Below are 18115 nucleotides of genomic sequence, written 5' to 3'. Positions count from 1 at the left end.
TAAATAAACAATCAGTAAACACATGATTGTTTATGCAGGGCATTCAGCTTATATTTTATAAATTTCATCGTTAAAGCCGATACGTAGACTATTTTTTGGCGTAGTATTTTAGTGAGATAGCTCCTATGACTATATTCACTAAAGCCTGATCTTACTTCAGGACTTCTGACCGAGAAACACTATGCTAAAAAATTGCGCCTACATCCTTTCTTCACTTCTAATTAGCTGTATTTGCTCGTTGTCAGCTGTAGCTGAAACTACAGAGAAAATGTGGCCTGGAAGTCAATATAACCCCTTAATACCCACCTTTGAAAAAGTGCTAGGTTACAATGTAGGAGAGCGCATTACTAACCATGGCGATATGCTACGATTTTTTGAAGCATTAGAACGTGCTGCGCCCGAGCAAATTAAACTATTTGAATACGGGCGAACATGGGAAGGTCGTAAACTTATTTATGCCACCATAGGTAACCGTGATGTTATGGCAAACCTTGATGGTTTTGCTGACAAGATGCAAAAGCTGTCAGATCCAAGAATTACCGACAAAAGCGCTGCTAAAGCATTAATTGCGCAACTACCGTCTTCAGTTTGGTTGGGGTATGGCGTTCATGGTAATGAAATTAGCAGTACTGATGCCGCTATGATGACAGCGTATCATTTACTCGCTGCGCCGAATGAAGCTACTAATCGAAAAATTTTGAAAAACACTTTGGTATTTATTGACCCACTGCAAAACCCTGATGGACGTAACCGATTTACTAGTCGCTATTATGCTACTGTCGGTATGCAACACAGTGATGATAGATTAAGCGCCGAGCACAATGAACCTTGGCCAAGTGGTCGTTCAAACCATTACTTATTTGATATGAATCGAGATTGGTTAGCTATTACTCAGCCTGAAACCGCAGGACGTATTCGAGCAATGAACCATTACCGCCCTTTAGTGGTGATTGATTTACATGAAATGGGCGGCGATAGCAGCTATTACTTTTCGCCAGCTGCACAACCTTTTAACCCGCATATGACCAAAACTCAAATTGAGAATATGACCGCGATCGGCAAAAATCATAGTAAACATTTTGACCGCCTCGGGTTCGACTACTTTACCCGTGAAGTATTCGATGCTTTCTATCCTGGGTATGGTGACAGCTGGCCAGTATTTTATGGTGCCTCAGCCTCAACTTATGAAGTGTCTTCTTCACGCGGTGAATTATTCAAAAAGCAAACTGGTGAAACCTTAACTTATAAAAATACGGTTCAACGACATTTTGTTGCGTCAATTTCAACCGCTGAAGGTGTAGCTGACAATCATCAAAAGCTACTTAACGACTATTACAATTATCAAACCAGTGCGATTAAAACCGGAAAAAACAACAAAGAACGCGTTTATATTTTACCAAATACACGCAATGTTGCGGGTAGCCATCGACTTGCAACATTAATGGCACAGCATGGTGTTGAAGTTAAACAAGCGGAAAAAGATTTTAAACAGTGTGGTAAAAACTATCAGGCAGGAGCCTACTTTATTGATACCGCTCAACCTAAAGGTCGCTTTGTTAAAACAACCTTTACCCAGCAGGTTGATATGTCAGCTGAATTTGTGAAAGAGCAAGAACGCCGCCGTGCGATAAAATTAGATGATGAGATCTATGATGTTACGGGCTGGTCATTACCATTAATGTTCGATGTAGATGTAGATACCTGTTCAAAAGCGGTAAAAGTTGCTAACCATGTTGTTGAAAGTAATGACAAACTCATAGGTAAGGTTGCGAACCCTGATGCTACTGTAGCCTATTTAGTCGCATGGGGTGATATGGCAGCGGGTAGATTTTTGACCGCTGCATTACAACAAAATATCACCATTAAAAGTGCTGATGAAGCGTTTACTTTAGCCGATAATCAAAAGTTTACTGCGGGTACGTTAATTATAGAAAAGCGCCGAAATGACGATAATTTAGCGGCTAAAATCATCGAAATAGCAAAAAATACTGGTGCGCAAGTTCAAGGGGTAGATTCAAGTTGGGTTACTCAAGGTCCAAGTTTTGGTAGTGGTAATACAGTGACAATGTCAGCGCCTAAAATCGCCATGGCGTGGGACAATCCAGTGAGTTCTTTAAGCGCGGGTAATACCCGTTTTGTTATTGAACGACAGTTTAATTACCCAGTTACGGCAATTCGCACGCATACCCTTAAAAGTGCCGACTTATCAAACTACCAAGTGCTAATTTTACCTTCTGGTGACTTTAAAGAAGCACTTGGAATAAGTGGCGCTGACAATATTAAGCAATGGGTAAAACGTGGCGGCGTGTTAATCACACTCGGTCGAGCAACGCAATTTGCTGCTGAGCATGATATTGCCTTGCTTGATGTTAAAAGAGAACGTGCGTTTAAAGCTAAAGCAGACGATAAATCAACACCAGCAAAAGAGCTTGAAGGTGAGTCAATGGTTGATGGCCAGTTATTATCAACAAAATCTGAACTTGTGTCAGCCAGTGAAAATGTAAAAGAAAAACCTGATTTTGTTGCCGGAATATTAGCAAATATTGAAGTCGATCAAGAGCATTGGTTGACCGCAGGTGTCAATAAAAACCTCACGGCTATTGCCTATGGAAACGATATATATACGCCAATAAAATTAGCATCGGGTAAAAATTTGGCCTGGTTTAGTGATGCAGAAAGTGTTTTAGCGAGCGGCTATTTGTGGGCAGAAAATAAAAAACAATTAGCTTATAAACCCTACCTTATTCATCAACCTATGGGACGTGGCATGGTGATCGCTTTTACACAAGAGCCAACGACTAGAGCGTATTTAGATGGTTTGAATATTATGCTAATGAATACTATTTTTAGAGCTGCAGCGCATGCGAAACCGCTAAAATAAACCTAAATTTTCGTCAGTAAGGTAAGGTCGGTTGGTTAATCGTTTATATAGCTGAAGTAGGTTAGTTTAATCAAGACTAGAACATACAATAGCAGCGCTAATGTCATCATCGCCATCAACGTAAGCAAGAAAAATAAAGCGACGAAAGTCGCTTTTTTTATGTCGTTATTTCAATTCGGAATTGATTTGGTAAGCTTACACAGACAATGTTGGAGCAGGTTTCTTGGCAATATAAAATCGATAGTAACCGATGCAGCTACTTACAACAAAAACAGTTTCTACGATTAACCCAACCGGAGAACCTAAAATAAAATTGTGAATAATCCAGAGTGTTCCGCCAGAAATCATCATTAATCGCAAAAACTTATCGTTATGGCTAAATGAACCTGTGGTGATCAAAATTGTTGCCATAAAACCTATAATACTTAATATGCCGTTATAGGTGCTGATGGTGATCAGTAAACTTAAACTCAGTGAAGCTACTGAAATCCATTGGAACTTCCACTTAATGGAGATTAGAAAACGCACGCTAGAGAATAAAAATATGTATCCAGCCGTTGCCTGGTCAAGCAACAAATAATGAAAGCCATTAAAAAAACAACTAACAGATAACGACGCTAGAATATAATTTTTGTTTTTAAACTGCATGGCGCAACACTCAATGATCAGCGTTACGGTAACGAGTAATTGTGAAAGTAAAAAATCAGACATAGTCATTTTTCAGTCATAATGATGGAACTAAAACCATTCAATTTCGAGCTAAATTGAATGGTTTAAGAATTTAAGAGTTTAAAACTGATCTAGCAAAATATGTTTTTTTACTTGCGGTAATTTCCATATTATAAATACTGGGATAACACTCAACATTAATAAGGTTAATTGCTCTGCTTCATTTATTGGTAAAGACTGTAATAAGTAAACAATAACCGCTGAACCACTCATCTGCATAAAACCTAATAGTGCTGAGGCAGAACCTGCTTTCTCACCAAAAGGTGCAAGTGCTTGACCAGCACATGCTCCCATCAAGAACGAAAAGCCAAGAGAACTCACCATTACAGGTAACATAAACGCACTAGGCATTTGCCAAGGTAATAAAGTTAACATTAATAATCCGGCAAATATGATTAATAGCATGCCAAAGCCTACGGTTATTCTGGCACCATATTTTCTTAAAAATTTAGGCGCGAGAAAACAAGCCACAATGTTAATTGCCGCATTGATACTAAACCAATAAACAAAGCTCTGCTGATCTAAGCCTAAATGCACCATTAACCAAGCTGGGGAACTGCTAACATAAGCAATAATAATCGCCATCGATAACATAACGAGTAAAGCATTAAATAGAAAAACGGGGTGTTTGATTACCGATGAAAAGTGTGACAAAGAAATAAGTTTTATATGTTTTTCTGTGTTCGGTGGTCTAGTTTCTTTAAGCGTGAAAAATAAGATTAAACCCGCAAAAACAGCATAGCCAGTCATAAACTCAAAGTTACTGCGCCAACCAAAGTTTTCAGTTAAAACATTACCCAACAAGGGAGCAAGGGCGGGAATACAACAAATGGCGCTATTTAAATAAGAGTACATAACGCCACTTTCAATGGCATTGTATTTATCACGTACACTTGCAAAAGCAGAAACAACAATTGCACAAGCACCAAAACCTTGTAGTAAACGACTAGCAAGAAAAAAGCCTAAACTATCGGAATAAGCTGCCATGATAGAAGCCAAACCATAAATTATGATACCGCCCATAGCAATTGGACGACGGCCATAACGGTCTGCAAGAGGGCCAGTGATTAACTGACCAAACCCCATACTCAAAATAAATATCGATATGCTCAACTGAATTTGATTCATAGGAACCACGAACTCTTCTGCCATTAAAGGTAAAGCAGGTAAAAAAATGTCTATGGCTAATGGGCTAAAAATAACCATTAAAATCAATAGGGGGAATAGTTTTTTATTTGTCATTTTAGTCTCAATTATGATGACTGCGCAGTATAAGATATTGCTGTGGTGAGCAGAAGAGAATTCTTGTTAAATTACGTTAATGCCTAAATATATTACGCTTGTGATGCATGATACTAATATTGATTTTGAGCAGCAAAGTTGACCACGGTGTTAATATTGTGCTGATTAAAGTATTTTCTTGTCGCACATTTTTAGGCGTGTAAAATAGCGTCATTATTTATTACCTCTACAATCAGTAAAAATTATCTATGTTCGAACTAAAATACCAAACACCTAAAGCTTGGGCCGAGGTCGTGCTAAATGACTTTGATGCATTTCTAACTGATCATGCTGCAGCTGAAAAAAAAGCCTCAGGCATGGCCATGTCAATGATCTCACATTATCCAGATCGTAAATCTGTTGTAAAAGCAATGGCTGATTTAGCCATTGAAGAGCTAATTCACTTTAAACAGGTATTAAAATTAATTTATGCCCGCGGTGGACAATTAGGCGCTGATGAAAAAGACCCTTACATTAACCAAATAAGAAAAGTATTTCGAAATGGTAGTGATGTGTTTTTTATGGACCGATTAGTTGTGGCTGGTGTTATTGAAGCGCGTGGCCATGAAAGATTTTCGTTAATTGCACAAGCCTTACCAGAAGGCAAAGATAAAGATTTTTATCAAGCCATTGCTAAATCTGAAGAAAAGCATAAAAACCTATTTATTGAATTAGCATATGAGTACTTTGATAAAGCAGAAGTTGATCAACGTTTAGACGAAGTTTTAGATATTGAAGCCGATATTTGTTCGGCATTACCATTTAGAGCCGCGTTGCATTAATCAATTACAATTTATCCCTTAGCTAATGATAACGTCCTATTTTTAGCTAAGCTGATTGACCGAGAATATTGACCGATTATTTTCTGAGGCCAAAAGTAAAATGAGTAAAAATATTGCTGATCTACAACAGCACAAAACATCGGCTAAATATCTTACTCATTATGCTGAGCCTGAAGTCTTATCGTTAGCAACATTCCCAGAAAAAAACTGCTATCAACACGTCATTGTTATTCCTGCATTTCAAGAGTCAGTGCAATTTATTGAACGTTTTATCGACTCAGTACTTGTCGAACAACATTGCTTAGTTATTGTGGTTATTAATCAACCCGACAATGACTTTGGTCGTCAGCATCAGCAAGACCAAATTGATTTAGCACAGTACATTGAACAACAGGGGCAACTAGCTTGGCAGCAAGATAATTTGCGCCTTATTGAGCTTTACCGTGAAAACCAAAACCAAAAAGCTAATTCCGCGCTATTAATTGTTGATCGTTATAGTGTTCCCATTCCTGTTGAACAAGGGGTAGGCTTAGCAAGAAAAATTGGCGCAGATCTAGCAATTAAGTTATCGGTCACAGGGAATATATTTTCTTCTTGGGTACATTCAACTGACGCAGACGCGCATCTTCCAAACAATTATTTAGCCGCTCATAAACAGAGTGATACCACCTTAAAACAAGCCGCAGCAACGTGTTGCAATTTTTTTCATCACAGTGAAGAAAGCTTAATACATCAAGCAAACCTTCAATATGAAAATGCCTTACGCTATTACGTTGCCGGTTTAAAATACGCAGCATCACCGTATGCCTATTTTACCATCGGCAGTATTTTATCTTTTGATATGCTTGCCTATTGTCAGGCTCGAGGCTTTCCTAAACGTAGTGCAGGAGAAGATTTTTACCTGTTAAATAAGCTAGCGAAACTTGGTAAAGTGACTTACTTAGATGATGTAGTGATAAAACTCGATGCAAGACCTTCACAGCGCGTGCCTTTTGGTACAGGTCCCGCAGTGCAAAATATAATGCAACTTGGGGCACAAGGCATCGCTTATCAATATTATAACCCACAAATTTTTGTCTCGTTAAAAGCGACGTTAAAAGCTTTTGATAGCTTATGGGAAAATAGACAGCAACCAGAGGTTTGGCTCGCTGAATTATCTGAAATAAACCAACAAGCTTTAATCAATATCGGATTACTTTCATTTATTACTAAGCAAGCTTCTGCAAAAAAAGTACAATTTGAAAAGCAATTAATCGTATGGTTCGATAGTTTTAAAACCTTGAAATTTATTCATGCGCTGCGTGATCTTGGCCTATCAAACATGTCACTAGAACAAGCGATAGCTGACGCGCCTTTTTAACTTTTAATAGCCTGAAATCTTGTATTACGAAAAAAATTATTTAAGTCAGGGGTAACTGGCTCACTAAAAGTTAACTAAAAATAAGCTTAGTTAACAAGTGGGAGTTGTCTTCCTTGCCGAAGATAGCTGTCACTTCATTTCATTTTATCTTGTTTGTAAACACCTAAATTCAATACCTTTTTTATGTCGAACCCCATATAAATAGTAGTGGGGTTTTCCTTGGATTTGCTTGCTATTAATTTGTTTTGCTCGAAAAATTAATATGTTACTGTTTAAGTATATGGAATAACACCAGACTGAAGCGTGCTAGTGTTAATCTAAAATTAAAAATAAAAATGATTGAACCACTTATTATAGCCGACTTAGATAACCGGCTTAGAAAAAGACGTTAACATTAGCTACTCTTTAACAGAATACTATAAGTCGATCCTTAGTGATTGGACTTTATAACTCGACAGTTTTAAGAATGTTCTAATTTTTGAGAAAACATTTTATACAGTAAAAAATACCATGGCATTATAGAGTCTCAGTAACTTGGTGTTTATTTCTCTTGGTAATCATTAAATACTTAATTAAGCTGATAACTCAACATTAAGGGACGACACATATGCAAACCGTAGTTGCAGAGATACTGGCTCAAATAGAATCGGTGGTAATTGGCAAGTCTCATCAAGTCAAATTAGCCTTGGCGTGTTTGTTAGCTAAAGGCCATATTTTAATCGAAGATTTACCTGGCATGGGTAAAACAACTTTAGCTAACACCTTGGCGTTAACACTCGGGTTGTCGTATCAGCGTATTCAGTTTACTTCCGATCTAATGCCTTCAGATGTTATTGGTATTGCTATTTTTGATGAAACCAGTAAATCATTTCAATTGCATCCTGGGGCTATTTTTAATCAAGTAGTTTTAGCTGATGAAGTTAACCGCGCAAGTCCTAAAACCCAAAGTGCCTTGCTAGAAGCTATGGAAGAAGGTCGAGTGAGTGTCGATGGTGTTACGCATCAATTACCTGCACCATTTTTTGTTATTGCGACACAAAACCCCATGTCGCATGCCGGTACTTATCCTTTGCCTGAGTCACAACTAGACCGTTTTATGATGCGACTTTCTTTAGGGTTTCCTAGTATTGATGCTGAACGTGAAATTTTAAAATCAACAGCCTCGCATCGTGATGTAGCTGACATTAAACCTTTTCTGCAAGTTGAACAGTTACGAGAAATACAGCAGCATATCTCCAGTGTACGTGTTTCGCCTGCTATTGTTGATTATGTTATTGCTTTATGTCGAGTCAGCCGATTAAACGAGTCAAAAGCTAAAGCGTTATCTCCGCGTGCCGGCAAAGCATTATTAGCTGCGGCTAAATCGTGGGCGTTTATGGATAATCGTGACTATGTAACTCCTGAAGATATTCAAGCGGTATTCTCGCCTGTTTGTGAACATAGATTAGCACCTCAACAACATCATATTTTTGAGCAAGCAGATGAAATATCTCGGCAAATATTATCGCAAGTTGACCCAACGAACCCGCTAGGGTAATTACGTTTAAGCTATAAATTAAGTTAAATGTTCTTTTTAGCTCAATTATCTAACTTAATTATCAAGCTCGATTTATCTAACTCAGTTTATTTAAGTCGAGCTATCAAATCAGCACCATGATAACTAGATGTTGAGTAAACAATTAAATGAGGAGGGGAACTAATTGTTAAGCACGCAAAAATTCACCGTATTTTCTTCGTTTAAAGCCGCATGTAAAAGTGCCCTTAACAAGCGTTTTAATACTTGGCTTGCACGTCGTATTCCTCAGCATAGTAGGCAAGTGATTAATCATCGCAATATTTTTATCATACCCACGCGTTTCGGTGCAGGTTTGATGATGTTTATGTTGTTGTTATTTTTACTGGGGACGAACTATCAAAATAACGTGATTATATTGATCAGCTATTTACTGGTTAGTTTGTTTATTGTGATATTGCTCCACAGCTTTTTTAACCTTTCAGGCTTAAAATTTCAGGCAACACATGCTGTACAAGGTTTTGTTGACGAGCAACTGTATTTTCCGTTGGTGGTTACTAGCAATAAAGTGCGCTTTAATATCAGCTTTTCTTTTGATCAAGTGCCAGCAACGTTTGATAACAGTGCAAGCGATAAAAAAGTGGCCGAAGAAAAATCGACTAAAGGTCAATCTAACCAATCCAGCCAAGTCACACTGACAGAGATAATCCTTGGTGATAATAATATCCGAATACCTTATCGTATTTGCAAACGCGGTGAATATTCACTTGGCAGGCTTTTAATTATTAGTGAGTTTGGCTTTGGCTTATTTAAAACATGGACACGATTAGATTTCGCTCAACAGGTTACCGCTTTTCCTAAACCTATTGCCAATGCTTTAACTGAAAAACAACAAAGTATTGCAGGTGAAACGGTAGAAAATAACACAGAAAGCTATCAAGACAGCTTTCAGCCGGGCCAAGACGAATTTCATCAATTACAACATTATCAATTAGGTGAGCCTCTAAGCAGGGTCGCATGGAAGCATGTGGCTCGTGGGCAGGGTTGGTTAACAAAACAATACCAACAGGCGTTATCAGGAAAGCTACAATTAGACTTTTCCCAATTACCTGCAGGCTCAGTTGAGCAACGTTTAAGCTGGTTGAGTTATGCGATTAAAGATTGTAGCGATAAGCAGATTGCCTTCTCGTTGAAGTTGCCTGATCAAGTGGTTGAATATGACCAAAGTTCACAACATACCTTAAAATGCTTAACTGCATTAGCACGTTATTGAGTGCATAATGACTAAAACCACGATACAAACTCTTAAACAAAAACCTCAAGCTAGCAAAAGTTCAAAGGCGATTGTTGAGCATAAACTTAAGCTCAACAGTAAAATGTATTTTGGCTTATTATTTTTTCAACTGCTTAACCTTTTAACCCTAGTGCAACAGTTTAACGTAGCTTATTTACTCTTTGCCCTTTTTGCCTTAATACTGCAGTTTACAGTTCACTTTAGAGCATCTCGTAAAGCGAGCTCAATATCAAACCGAGCTTTAATTTTATATAGCGCACCTAAAATATTACCGTCTTGGCTAATCTTATTATTAGCAGTATCAGGTAGTGTGGCTATTGCCGTTGCAGGGCAAACGTTAGGACTGTTACTCAGTATGATCCATTTATTATGCTTTGCTTATAGTTTAAAAACGTTTGAAATAACGAGTCGTAAAGATTTATATCAACTGGTTGTGTTAGGTATTTTTGTGGCTACCTCATCCTTAATTTTTATCCAATCTATCTACTTTTCAATCGCGGTTATAATTTTAGTGCTAGGTAATTTTTGGATTTTAATTAATTTATTTACCCCGACTCTACCGGTATCTGCGCAAGCCAAATTATTAGCAAAGCTCAGTGTTTTTTCAGTGCCTTTAGCGGTCATTTTATTTGTCACTTTCCCTAAATTAAGTCCATTTTGGCAAGTGCCTAATGTTGAATCAGCAAAGGTAGGTTTGTCTGACAGTGTAAAGATTGGTGATATTGCACAGTTAGCTTTGTCTGATGAATTGGCCTTTAGGGTGAGTTTTCAAAATAATAATCCTAAACATGCTCAGTTGTATTGGCGTGCCATGGTTTTAGACGATTTTGACGGCGTAACTTGGCGACAAGGAGGGCGTAAAAAAGGACAACAGAATAATCATGATCATGGCTCAGCAAGTATTAGCCATGCTAACAGTTCGACAGATGTTGAGATAAATGGAACGGGTTTAAGTTATCAAGTTATTGCAGAACCAAGTTTTCAATCTTGGTTATTTGCACTTGATTTCGCGACTAGTGAACAAGGAAATATCTCACAAAGAAATGATTATGCTTTGTTTTATCGTGGCATTATTAGTCAAACATTAAGTTATCAAGTGACGAGTTACCCTGAAGCGAAACTTGCCCCGAAGTTAACGCAAGAAAGCCGTGCATTGAATTTGACATTAAGTAGCGACAATAACCCCAAGTTGCTAGCTAAAGGCGAACAATTGCGTCAGCAATACAGTGACGACAGTCAGTTAATTAATCATGTGTTAGCTGAATTCAATCAAAAGGATTACTTTTACACTCTTCAACCACCACGGTTAAATAATAATAGTTTAGATGAATTTTATTTCGATACACAGGCAGGATTTTGTGAACATTATGCCAGCTCATTTACCTATTTAATGCGCGCCGCTGGTATTCCAGCTCGCATGGTTGTGGGTTATTTGGGTGGTGAATTCAATTCTAGTGGTAATTATTTAAGTGTATATCAGCGCAATGCCCATGCTTGGTCTGAGGTATGGCTTCCTGAAAGTGGTTGGCAGCGAGTTGATCCAACAGCAGCGGTAGATCCTGAACGTGTAGAAAGCGGATTTTCAAACAATTTAATGCAGGAGTACAACCATTTATCTTCGGGACTTTTCTCGATGCAAGCTTTACGGTCAATGTGGTGGTATAAACAACTAAAAATGCAAATTGACGCCATTGACTATCAATGGACTCGATGGGTTATTGGTTACACAGGCCAAAAGCAATCACGTGTAATGGCAAAGCTGCTAGCTAGTTTAAAAGAAGGTAAAAATATATTCTATTTTATACTGACTTTAATCGTAATTGCTTTATTCGTTTATGTTTATAAGTCAGTGAAAGTAAAGCAGCGAACTGATGATAAAATCAAGGCACTTTATTTAAAAACATTAGCATTATTAGCACAACATAATCTCGCGAAAGTAAAGTCAATGACAGCGCAACAGTTTGACGATTTTATTGCTAAAACACAGCCTGATTTATCTGAAGATTTTTCAATAATATCAAAAGGGTTTACACAATTAGCTTATCAAAATTTTGATGGTATAAGCCCACATGCATACAATAGTCATTTAGCAAAATTACAAACAAGCTATCGGCGTTTGCGCTGGCAATTATGGTTAGCTAAATTAAGTATCAATTAAAGGTTAAGGTAAAGGTAAAGGTAAAGGATTAAGTATTATTGCTAAAAACAACACTGTTCTTGTTTGATTTTAGCTAAACTATACTTGTTGTCGTACATTTTAATAAACAAATTTAATATTTGACTGTTTTTTGCACAGCCCTTGAAGCTTTAAAATTTGCATAGCTATGATATTGTTAAACTAATAAATATTAAGGTTGTGTTAATCGTTTGTACTTTGACCTTATACGACTACCAATGTTTTTTTAAACACTAACTTAAATCAATGAAGTGAGGAGACTCGATGTCTGACAATGATAAAAATGTATTAGAGCGTGGTTTAGAAAATATTCAGCCACAACTCTCCAGTTTTATTCGTGCCCAAACAACTTCAAGTTTGTTTCTTCTAATGTCTACCATTGTTGCATTATGGTGGGCGAACTCTATTTATTCAGCAAGTTATGTGAATTTAGTGCACACACCCGTTGGTTTGCTTTTTGGCGATTTTGAATTTAAAGCCTCACTCAAGCACATTATTAATGATGGCCTAATGGTGATTTTCTTCTTTTTACTGGGCCTAGAAATAAAACGCGAAGTATTGGTAGGTGATTTAGCTCAACCTGAAAATCGTCGCATGCTAATTTTATGTGCTTTGGGAGGTATGATTTCTCCAGCATTAATTTATTCCATGTTTAACTACTCCCTAGACTCACAAATCGGTTGGGGTATTCCCATGGCCACTGACACCGCTTTTGCTTTAGGTGTGCTTACTATTGTGAGAAAACACATACCTGCCAGTCTTTTAGCGTTTATTGTTGGACTTGCCATTGTTGACGATGTTGGGGCAATACTGGTTATTGCAATTTTCTACACAGAGCAAATTTCTGTAATGTACCTGTCGAGCGCATTTGCTCTCGTCGCTTTTTTAGCCATTGCTAATTATGCTGGTGTACGACAACCGTTGTTTTATATTGTTATTAGTATTATTACTTGGCTTCTTATGCTCAAAACGGGAGTCCATCCTACTGTTGCCGGTGTAGCCATTGCCTTAACGGTACCTGCTAGACCAGAAGTTGCATCAGGTAAGTTAGTTAAAAAAGCAAAATCAATTATTAAATCAATCGAGAAAAAACCACAATCGGTTGATGTGCTCGGTAATAAAGATGATCACGATGAAATATTAAAAGTGCGCGATGTAGCAGAAGAAGCTAGTACGCCACTGCGCCGATGGGAAGGTGCATTGCATTTGCCTGTTTCATTATTTATTTTGCCTTTGTTTGCTTTAACTAACGCGGGTGTTGTAGTCAGTTTCAGCTCCTTTGGCGCGAGCTTACAAAGCCCGGTTGGTTTAGGTATTATTTCTGGCTTAGTACTAGGTAAATTTATTGGTATTTCTGGTGCTTGTTGGTTAGCTCTGCGTTATAAATTGGGTAGCTTACCTAGTGGCGTTAACTTTCAACATGTTATAGGTGCTTCGCTAATAACGGGGATTGGTTTTACCATGTCTACTTTTATTGCCATGTTGGGATTTGACGGACAACCAGAGCAATTACAATATGCCAAAACCGCTATATTAATTGGCTCTGTAGTTGCGGCTGTTTTAGGTGCTATTTATTTGCGAGTTATTTCGACAAAACAGAGCCAAGAATAAATATATTTAATTCATTATGATAAAAAGACTCGAGCGTATGTAATTTGAAAGGCCATTATCATTTTAAAAATGATAATGGCCTGCTTTGCTTTAACGGAAATTAAAGGCTAGTTAATAGGAAAAATGGAACCTAATTACTCAACGTATACTTTAGATGAGTTAATCGATGTTGAAAGTCACATCGATAAAGTTATTTATCCTGAAAGGTATAAACAGGTTTGTGAGCAAATAACACTTAAACAAAATGATCCTAAAGTAGCTGGTGAAATTAAATTAAACGGCAAAGTTGCTAAGGTAAATAGATTACTTTACCTAGTCGCATTCTTTTGGTTTTTTGCTTTTTTTACTCTACTAACTGGTGAGTTTAGGCTTAAGGGTTACAGTGCTTATTATGAAGATAATACTATAGGTTTTTTCTGTGGTGTTGTGCTGTATTTTAGCCTTGGATTACTGATTTACATAAAGTACATGAATCAAAGTAGGAAAATAATTAGCCAATAAAATTGGTTAGTTTATTCAAGCAATATTACAGACTGTTTTTTAGGATAACACCAGCCTACACAACAATTATTTTTCACATACTACTTTTTATATGGAATAAACATGGACGATTTTGATTGGTTTGAATCTGGTTCAGGCGAGCGATTTCATTCTGCCATTTATAATTGCCCTGATTGCACTAAAAAGGTCGCCTTTGGTGATAACTTCTGTCGACATTGTGGTGTTAAATATACACCTGCGATGTGTAGTGAAATGAAGAAGAATTTAAAAGTTTTTGGCAGTAAAAATTTCAAGCATTTAGTGATTGCAATGATATTGGTCTTACTGATTATATTAACGACAACCTTTGCCTGATTTATCAGTTACCCTTTAAGTTAAAAACGAACTATGCCTTACTTTAAAATGTTAAATGTTAAATGTTAAATGTTAAATTCTAATAAAAATATGGAGATTCTCTTGAAAAAACTTATTACTTTAATCACTGCTTTAATTCTATTGTCCGGTTGTGTTTCATTTAAAAGTCCCTTACCTGAAGGCTACTCGGGTGCTACAAGTACAATTTCAGATTCCTTTTCAAATCATGAAGGCTCAACTGCTCATTTTTATATTGTGAGTAAAGTTAATGGCTTATATATAGAAGACAGCGGTTACAAAACCCGTGTTGTAAACTCTGGCCGAGGCTTCAATATGACACCCACTATGGTTTCTAGAGATGTTGCCGCGATTTCGCAAACGATTACCGTTGCGGGGTTTGTTCAATTCGCGACTGATGGACAAGCAATGTTTGGTGATAACATGCTAGTGACCGGTGACATTGAATTTACGCCAGTTGCCGGAGAGTTTTACAAAGTAAATGGTAAATTAACTAAAAATGGCTCAGAGGTATGGATTGAAAGTTCATCCGGTGAAGTTGTGAGTGAAGTGGTAAAATCAGCTATTAAAAAAGAAAGCTAAAACACAGTAACGTTATTACAAAAAATTATTGGGCTAGGTAAATATGTCCTCAACAGAATATATTAACCGTTTAGATTTAGGCCAATACATTCACCAGATCAAGGTCATTCAATGTTTGAACTTAAAACCATAGCGCTTTTTGCGCTTACAGCCGTTGCTGAAATTGTAGGTTGTTATTTACCTTACCTATGGCTTAAACAAGATAAAAGTATATTGCTATTAATTCCTGCGGCAGCAAGTCTTGCTTTGTTTGCTTGGCTTTTAACCTTGCATCCAACGGCTGCTGGTCGAGTATATGCGGCGTATGGCGGTGTATATATTTTTGTCGCTATATTATGGCTTTGGGGTGTTGATGGCATAAAACCATCGTTTTGGGATGTTGTTGGTGGCACAGTTGCCTTAATTGGCATGGCCATTATTATGTTTGCGCCAAAAACCACCTAGCACTCATAGGTGAGGGTACTTAGTTGTTTCAAGGATAGAACTAAAAATGCAATTGAAAAATAACCAAAGACTACCAGAATTAGATTGGCTAAGAGTTATACTCATATTTGCTGTATTCATTCATCATGTTTGTATGCCGTTTAATGGTGACAACTGGCATATCATGAATACCGAATCGAGTAAGTTACTTGATGATGTGATGGTTTATTTTGAGCAGTTTAGGCTTCCTACTTTATTTTTTATTTCTGGTATTGGCGCTGTTATTTTGCTGTCGAAAATATCAGTTAAAAAATTCGCTTCAGATAAGTTGTTAAGGCTTTTAATTCCACTTATTGTTGGTGTTTTATTCGTTGTTCCACCACAAAGTTATATTGAAAATATCAGCCAATATGAGTCATTTTGGCAAGCATATCCCTCACTTGTGCTTAACTTATCCACTAATCATCTTTGGTTTATAGAATACCTTATTGTCTTCTCCTTACTTGCTATTCCTCTGAATACATTTTTAAACACTAAAGCTAGTACTAAAGTGTTTAAATACATTATAAAACTTACCAAATTTAAAGGTGGATTGTTTTTATTCGTTAGTTTACTCATTGTGATAAAAATCAGCTTTTCTTTATTTTTTCCAAGCGACGATAACAAAATAGAAAACTTGTCTTCATCTAGTTATTATTTATTCTTTTTTATTACTGGAATGATATTTGTTGCTAATAAGGAGCTTTGGCAAAGGGTTTGTGAACATCGGCTTTATCATTTAATTATTCTTTTAATCAGTACGGTAATTTTTTATGGCTATTATTATTCTCCTGATCTTAGTGATTATTTATCGTTAAATGTTCGATGGTCAATATGGTGGTTTGTGTGCTGTTTAGTTTCATGGTCTGCTTTGTTAACTATTTTAGGTTATGCCCAATTTTATTTGAAGAAAACACCTCAATGGTTACGACTCAGTAATGAACTCATTTATCCGTTTTATATTTTTCATCAAACGGTCATTGTTGTTATTGGTTTTTATGTCATCAATTGGCAAACATCAATATTGATTAAAATTATTTCGCTACTATTTTTATCCCTAATTACTACCTGTGGGATTTGTTTATTTATCATTAAACCGTTTAATCTTTTTCGTTTTTTATTTGGTTTGAAACTCAAAGAAAAAACCAAATTATTGTTAAGTAATAAGACATAATATCTCTGAAAAACAACATTAATTGTTTTAATTATTAGCTTATTACTCAAAGCGTTTATCTTTTTATTTAAAGATTGTCGTTTTTATTTAATCACCGTTAGTGCTCCATTTTAAATGGGGTATCAGTTTTACGTTTAAGGAATTACATGACAAGTTTAAAGCAACAAACTATTGCTAAGGTTGCTGCCGGGCGACAAGCGAATCCTGGGTTTATGAAAGAAGTTGATGAAATAATTGCTAAAGCAAAAGTATTTCAACAGGGTAGTGAAGCGCTGGACCTTGGTGAAACAGCAACTAGTTTTGTTTTACCTAATCAACACGGTAAATCAATTTCATTGGATGATTTACTGAAAAATGGCCCGGTTGTTGTAACGTTTTATCGTGGTAGTTGGTGCCCATATTGCAACCTACAGTTAAGAGCATTACAAGCTCGATTAGGCGATATACATGCTTTGGGTGCCCAGTTAGTGGCCATTAGCCCACAAGTACCTGATGAGTCACTGACAAAAGATGAAATAAGCGCAATGGAGTTTTATGTTTTATCAGATCAAAATGCAACAGTTGCAGCACAATATGGCGTGGCTTGGCAAGTACCTGAGTTTCTTTCTGAACATATGCGTGTAGACCGCAAGCTTGATTTAGATGTAATTAATAATGGAAATGGCAGTATTTTACCTATACCTGCTACTTTTGTTATTGGGCGTGATGGCATTGTTAAATGGCGATTTGTTGATGTTGATTATAGAACACGCTCTGAGCCTGACGATATTATTGAGGCATTAAAGTGCTTGTAACAAGGTTGTTTTTAAACTCGTTACAGTAAGCTTTATAACGTTAAATCATCTAACTTTGCAACTTCAGCCAGCAAACTTTAATAAAACCTAACTTATCGTCATGTTAACAAACGCAGATAAAACGAGGGCAGTTTAATGAAAACAGCGATTATACTGGCCTCATCTCGAGAGCAAGGTAATACACATCAGTTAGCTCATTTATATATGGAGCATCAAACCTGTGACTTGTTTAACCTAAGCGACTATGCAATATCGGCTTTTGATTATCAGCATCGAAATAAAAATGATGATTTTAAAGTGTTGATTAAAACACTCATAACGTATGACCACTTAATTTTTGCAACACCTGTTTACTGGTACGCAATGAGTGCTCAAATGAAAGTGTTTGTTGATCGTTTATCCGATCTTTTAACCATTGAGAAAACGTTGGGAAGGGCACTCAAAGGAAAAAGTTGTTCTTTACTTGCCACTGGCGAAGATAACGAAGCACCTGAATGTTTTATCGCGCCCTTTAATTTGCTAGCTAATTATTTAGGTATTAACTTTACCTCTAGTTTCTATTGTTGTTGTAGAAAAAATTTTATAAAGCAAGAGCATGTGAAT

16 protein-coding genes are annotated in these 18115 nt (G+C 36.8%); 14 read left to right on the top strand and 2 right to left on the bottom strand.

The genetic code is table 11. The features are described 5' to 3' along the window. Positions 1-181: 181 nt before the first annotated feature. On the top strand, positions 182-2881 hold the full coding sequence (locus tag H4J50_RS11810; protein WP_182256627.1) for a M14 family metallopeptidase: 2700 nt from the start codon (positions 182-184) through the stop codon (positions 2879-2881). Between the two features lie 195 nt (positions 2882-3076). On the opposite strand, the gene H4J50_RS11805 is transcribed toward H4J50_RS11810, so the two are convergent. Then, positions 3077-3592, bottom strand: coding sequence for a YgjV family protein (locus tag H4J50_RS11805; protein WP_162533737.1), 516 nt, complete (start codon positions 3590-3592; stop codon positions 3077-3079). A gap of 78 nt (positions 3593-3670) precedes the next feature. Continuing rightward, a complete protein-coding gene (locus H4J50_RS11800) occupies positions 3671-4852 on the bottom strand; it encodes a multidrug effflux MFS transporter (RefSeq protein ID WP_182256625.1) in 1182 nt (393 codons plus the stop codon). 248 nt (positions 4853-5100) lie between these two features. Here H4J50_RS11800 and H4J50_RS11795 point away from each other — a divergent pair, with 248 nt between their 5' ends. The 13 genes from H4J50_RS11795 to H4J50_RS11735 form a co-directional block, all read left to right on the top strand. Continuing rightward, a complete protein-coding gene (locus H4J50_RS11795; RefSeq protein ID WP_108455644.1) occupies positions 5101-5673 on the top strand; it encodes a tRNA-(ms[2]io[6]A)-hydroxylase in 573 nt (190 codons plus the stop codon). A 55-nt stretch (positions 5674-5728) separates the two neighbouring features. Further along, the gene (locus H4J50_RS11790; protein ID WP_182256623.1) at positions 5729-7033 is read left to right on the top strand and encodes a hypothetical protein; all 1305 of its coding nucleotides are present in this window, start codon (positions 5729-5731) and stop codon (positions 7031-7033) included. Positions 7034-7640: 607 nt separating this feature from the next. Next, the gene (locus tag H4J50_RS11785) at positions 7641-8570 is read left to right on the top strand and encodes a MoxR family ATPase (RefSeq protein ID WP_108455646.1); all 930 of its coding nucleotides are present in this window, start codon (positions 7641-7643) and stop codon (positions 8568-8570) included. 163 nt (positions 8571-8733) lie between these two features. Then, positions 8734-9819, top strand: a complete 1086-nt coding sequence (locus H4J50_RS11780) for a DUF58 domain-containing protein (protein ID WP_182256621.1) — start codon at positions 8734-8736, stop codon at positions 9817-9819. 7 nt (positions 9820-9826) lie between these two features. Next, on the top strand, positions 9827-11998 hold the full coding sequence (locus H4J50_RS11775; RefSeq protein WP_182256618.1) for a DUF3488 and transglutaminase-like domain-containing protein: 2172 nt from the start codon (positions 9827-9829) through the stop codon (positions 11996-11998). Positions 11999-12280: 282 nt separating this feature from the next. After that, the gene (gene nhaA, locus H4J50_RS11770) at positions 12281-13627 is read left to right on the top strand and encodes a Na+/H+ antiporter NhaA (RefSeq protein ID WP_182256616.1); all 1347 of its coding nucleotides are present in this window, start codon (positions 12281-12283) and stop codon (positions 13625-13627) included. A 123-nt stretch (positions 13628-13750) separates the two neighbouring features. After that, positions 13751-14128 carry a hypothetical protein gene (locus tag H4J50_RS11765; RefSeq protein ID WP_182256614.1) on the top strand — a complete coding sequence of 126 codons (378 nt, stop codon included), beginning with the start codon at positions 13751-13753 and terminating at the stop codon, positions 14126-14128. Between the two features lie 102 nt (positions 14129-14230). Beyond that, entirely contained in the window at positions 14231-14482 is a 252-nt protein-coding gene (locus H4J50_RS11760) for a hypothetical protein (RefSeq protein ID WP_182256612.1), read from the top strand. 102 nt (positions 14483-14584) lie between these two features. Continuing rightward, positions 14585-15082 carry a membrane lipoprotein lipid attachment site-containing protein gene (locus H4J50_RS11755; RefSeq protein WP_182256610.1) on the top strand — a complete coding sequence of 166 codons (498 nt, stop codon included), beginning with the start codon at positions 14585-14587 and terminating at the stop codon, positions 15080-15082. 111 nt (positions 15083-15193) lie between these two features. Beyond that, positions 15194-15526, top strand: coding sequence for a YnfA family protein (locus H4J50_RS11750; protein ID WP_108455653.1), 333 nt, complete (start codon positions 15194-15196; stop codon positions 15524-15526). Positions 15527-15572: 46 nt separating this feature from the next. Continuing rightward, a complete protein-coding gene (locus H4J50_RS11745) occupies positions 15573-16718 on the top strand; it encodes an acyltransferase (protein ID WP_182256608.1) in 1146 nt (381 codons plus the stop codon). A 146-nt stretch (positions 16719-16864) separates the two neighbouring features. Continuing rightward, positions 16865-17512 carry a peroxiredoxin-like family protein gene (locus H4J50_RS11740; RefSeq protein ID WP_182256606.1) on the top strand — a complete coding sequence of 216 codons (648 nt, stop codon included), beginning with the start codon at positions 16865-16867 and terminating at the stop codon, positions 17510-17512. A gap of 135 nt (positions 17513-17647) precedes the next feature. After that, positions 17648-18115: flavodoxin family protein (locus tag H4J50_RS11735; protein WP_182256604.1), on the top strand; the 468-nt coding region annotated here is incomplete at its 3' end.

The organism is Colwellia sp. 6M3 (assembly GCF_014077595.1).
Lineage (GTDB): Bacteria > Pseudomonadota > Gammaproteobacteria > Enterobacterales > Alteromonadaceae > Cognaticolwellia.
Note: the sequence above shows the minus strand (reverse complement) of the source record. Positions and strands in the feature narration are given on the sequence as shown.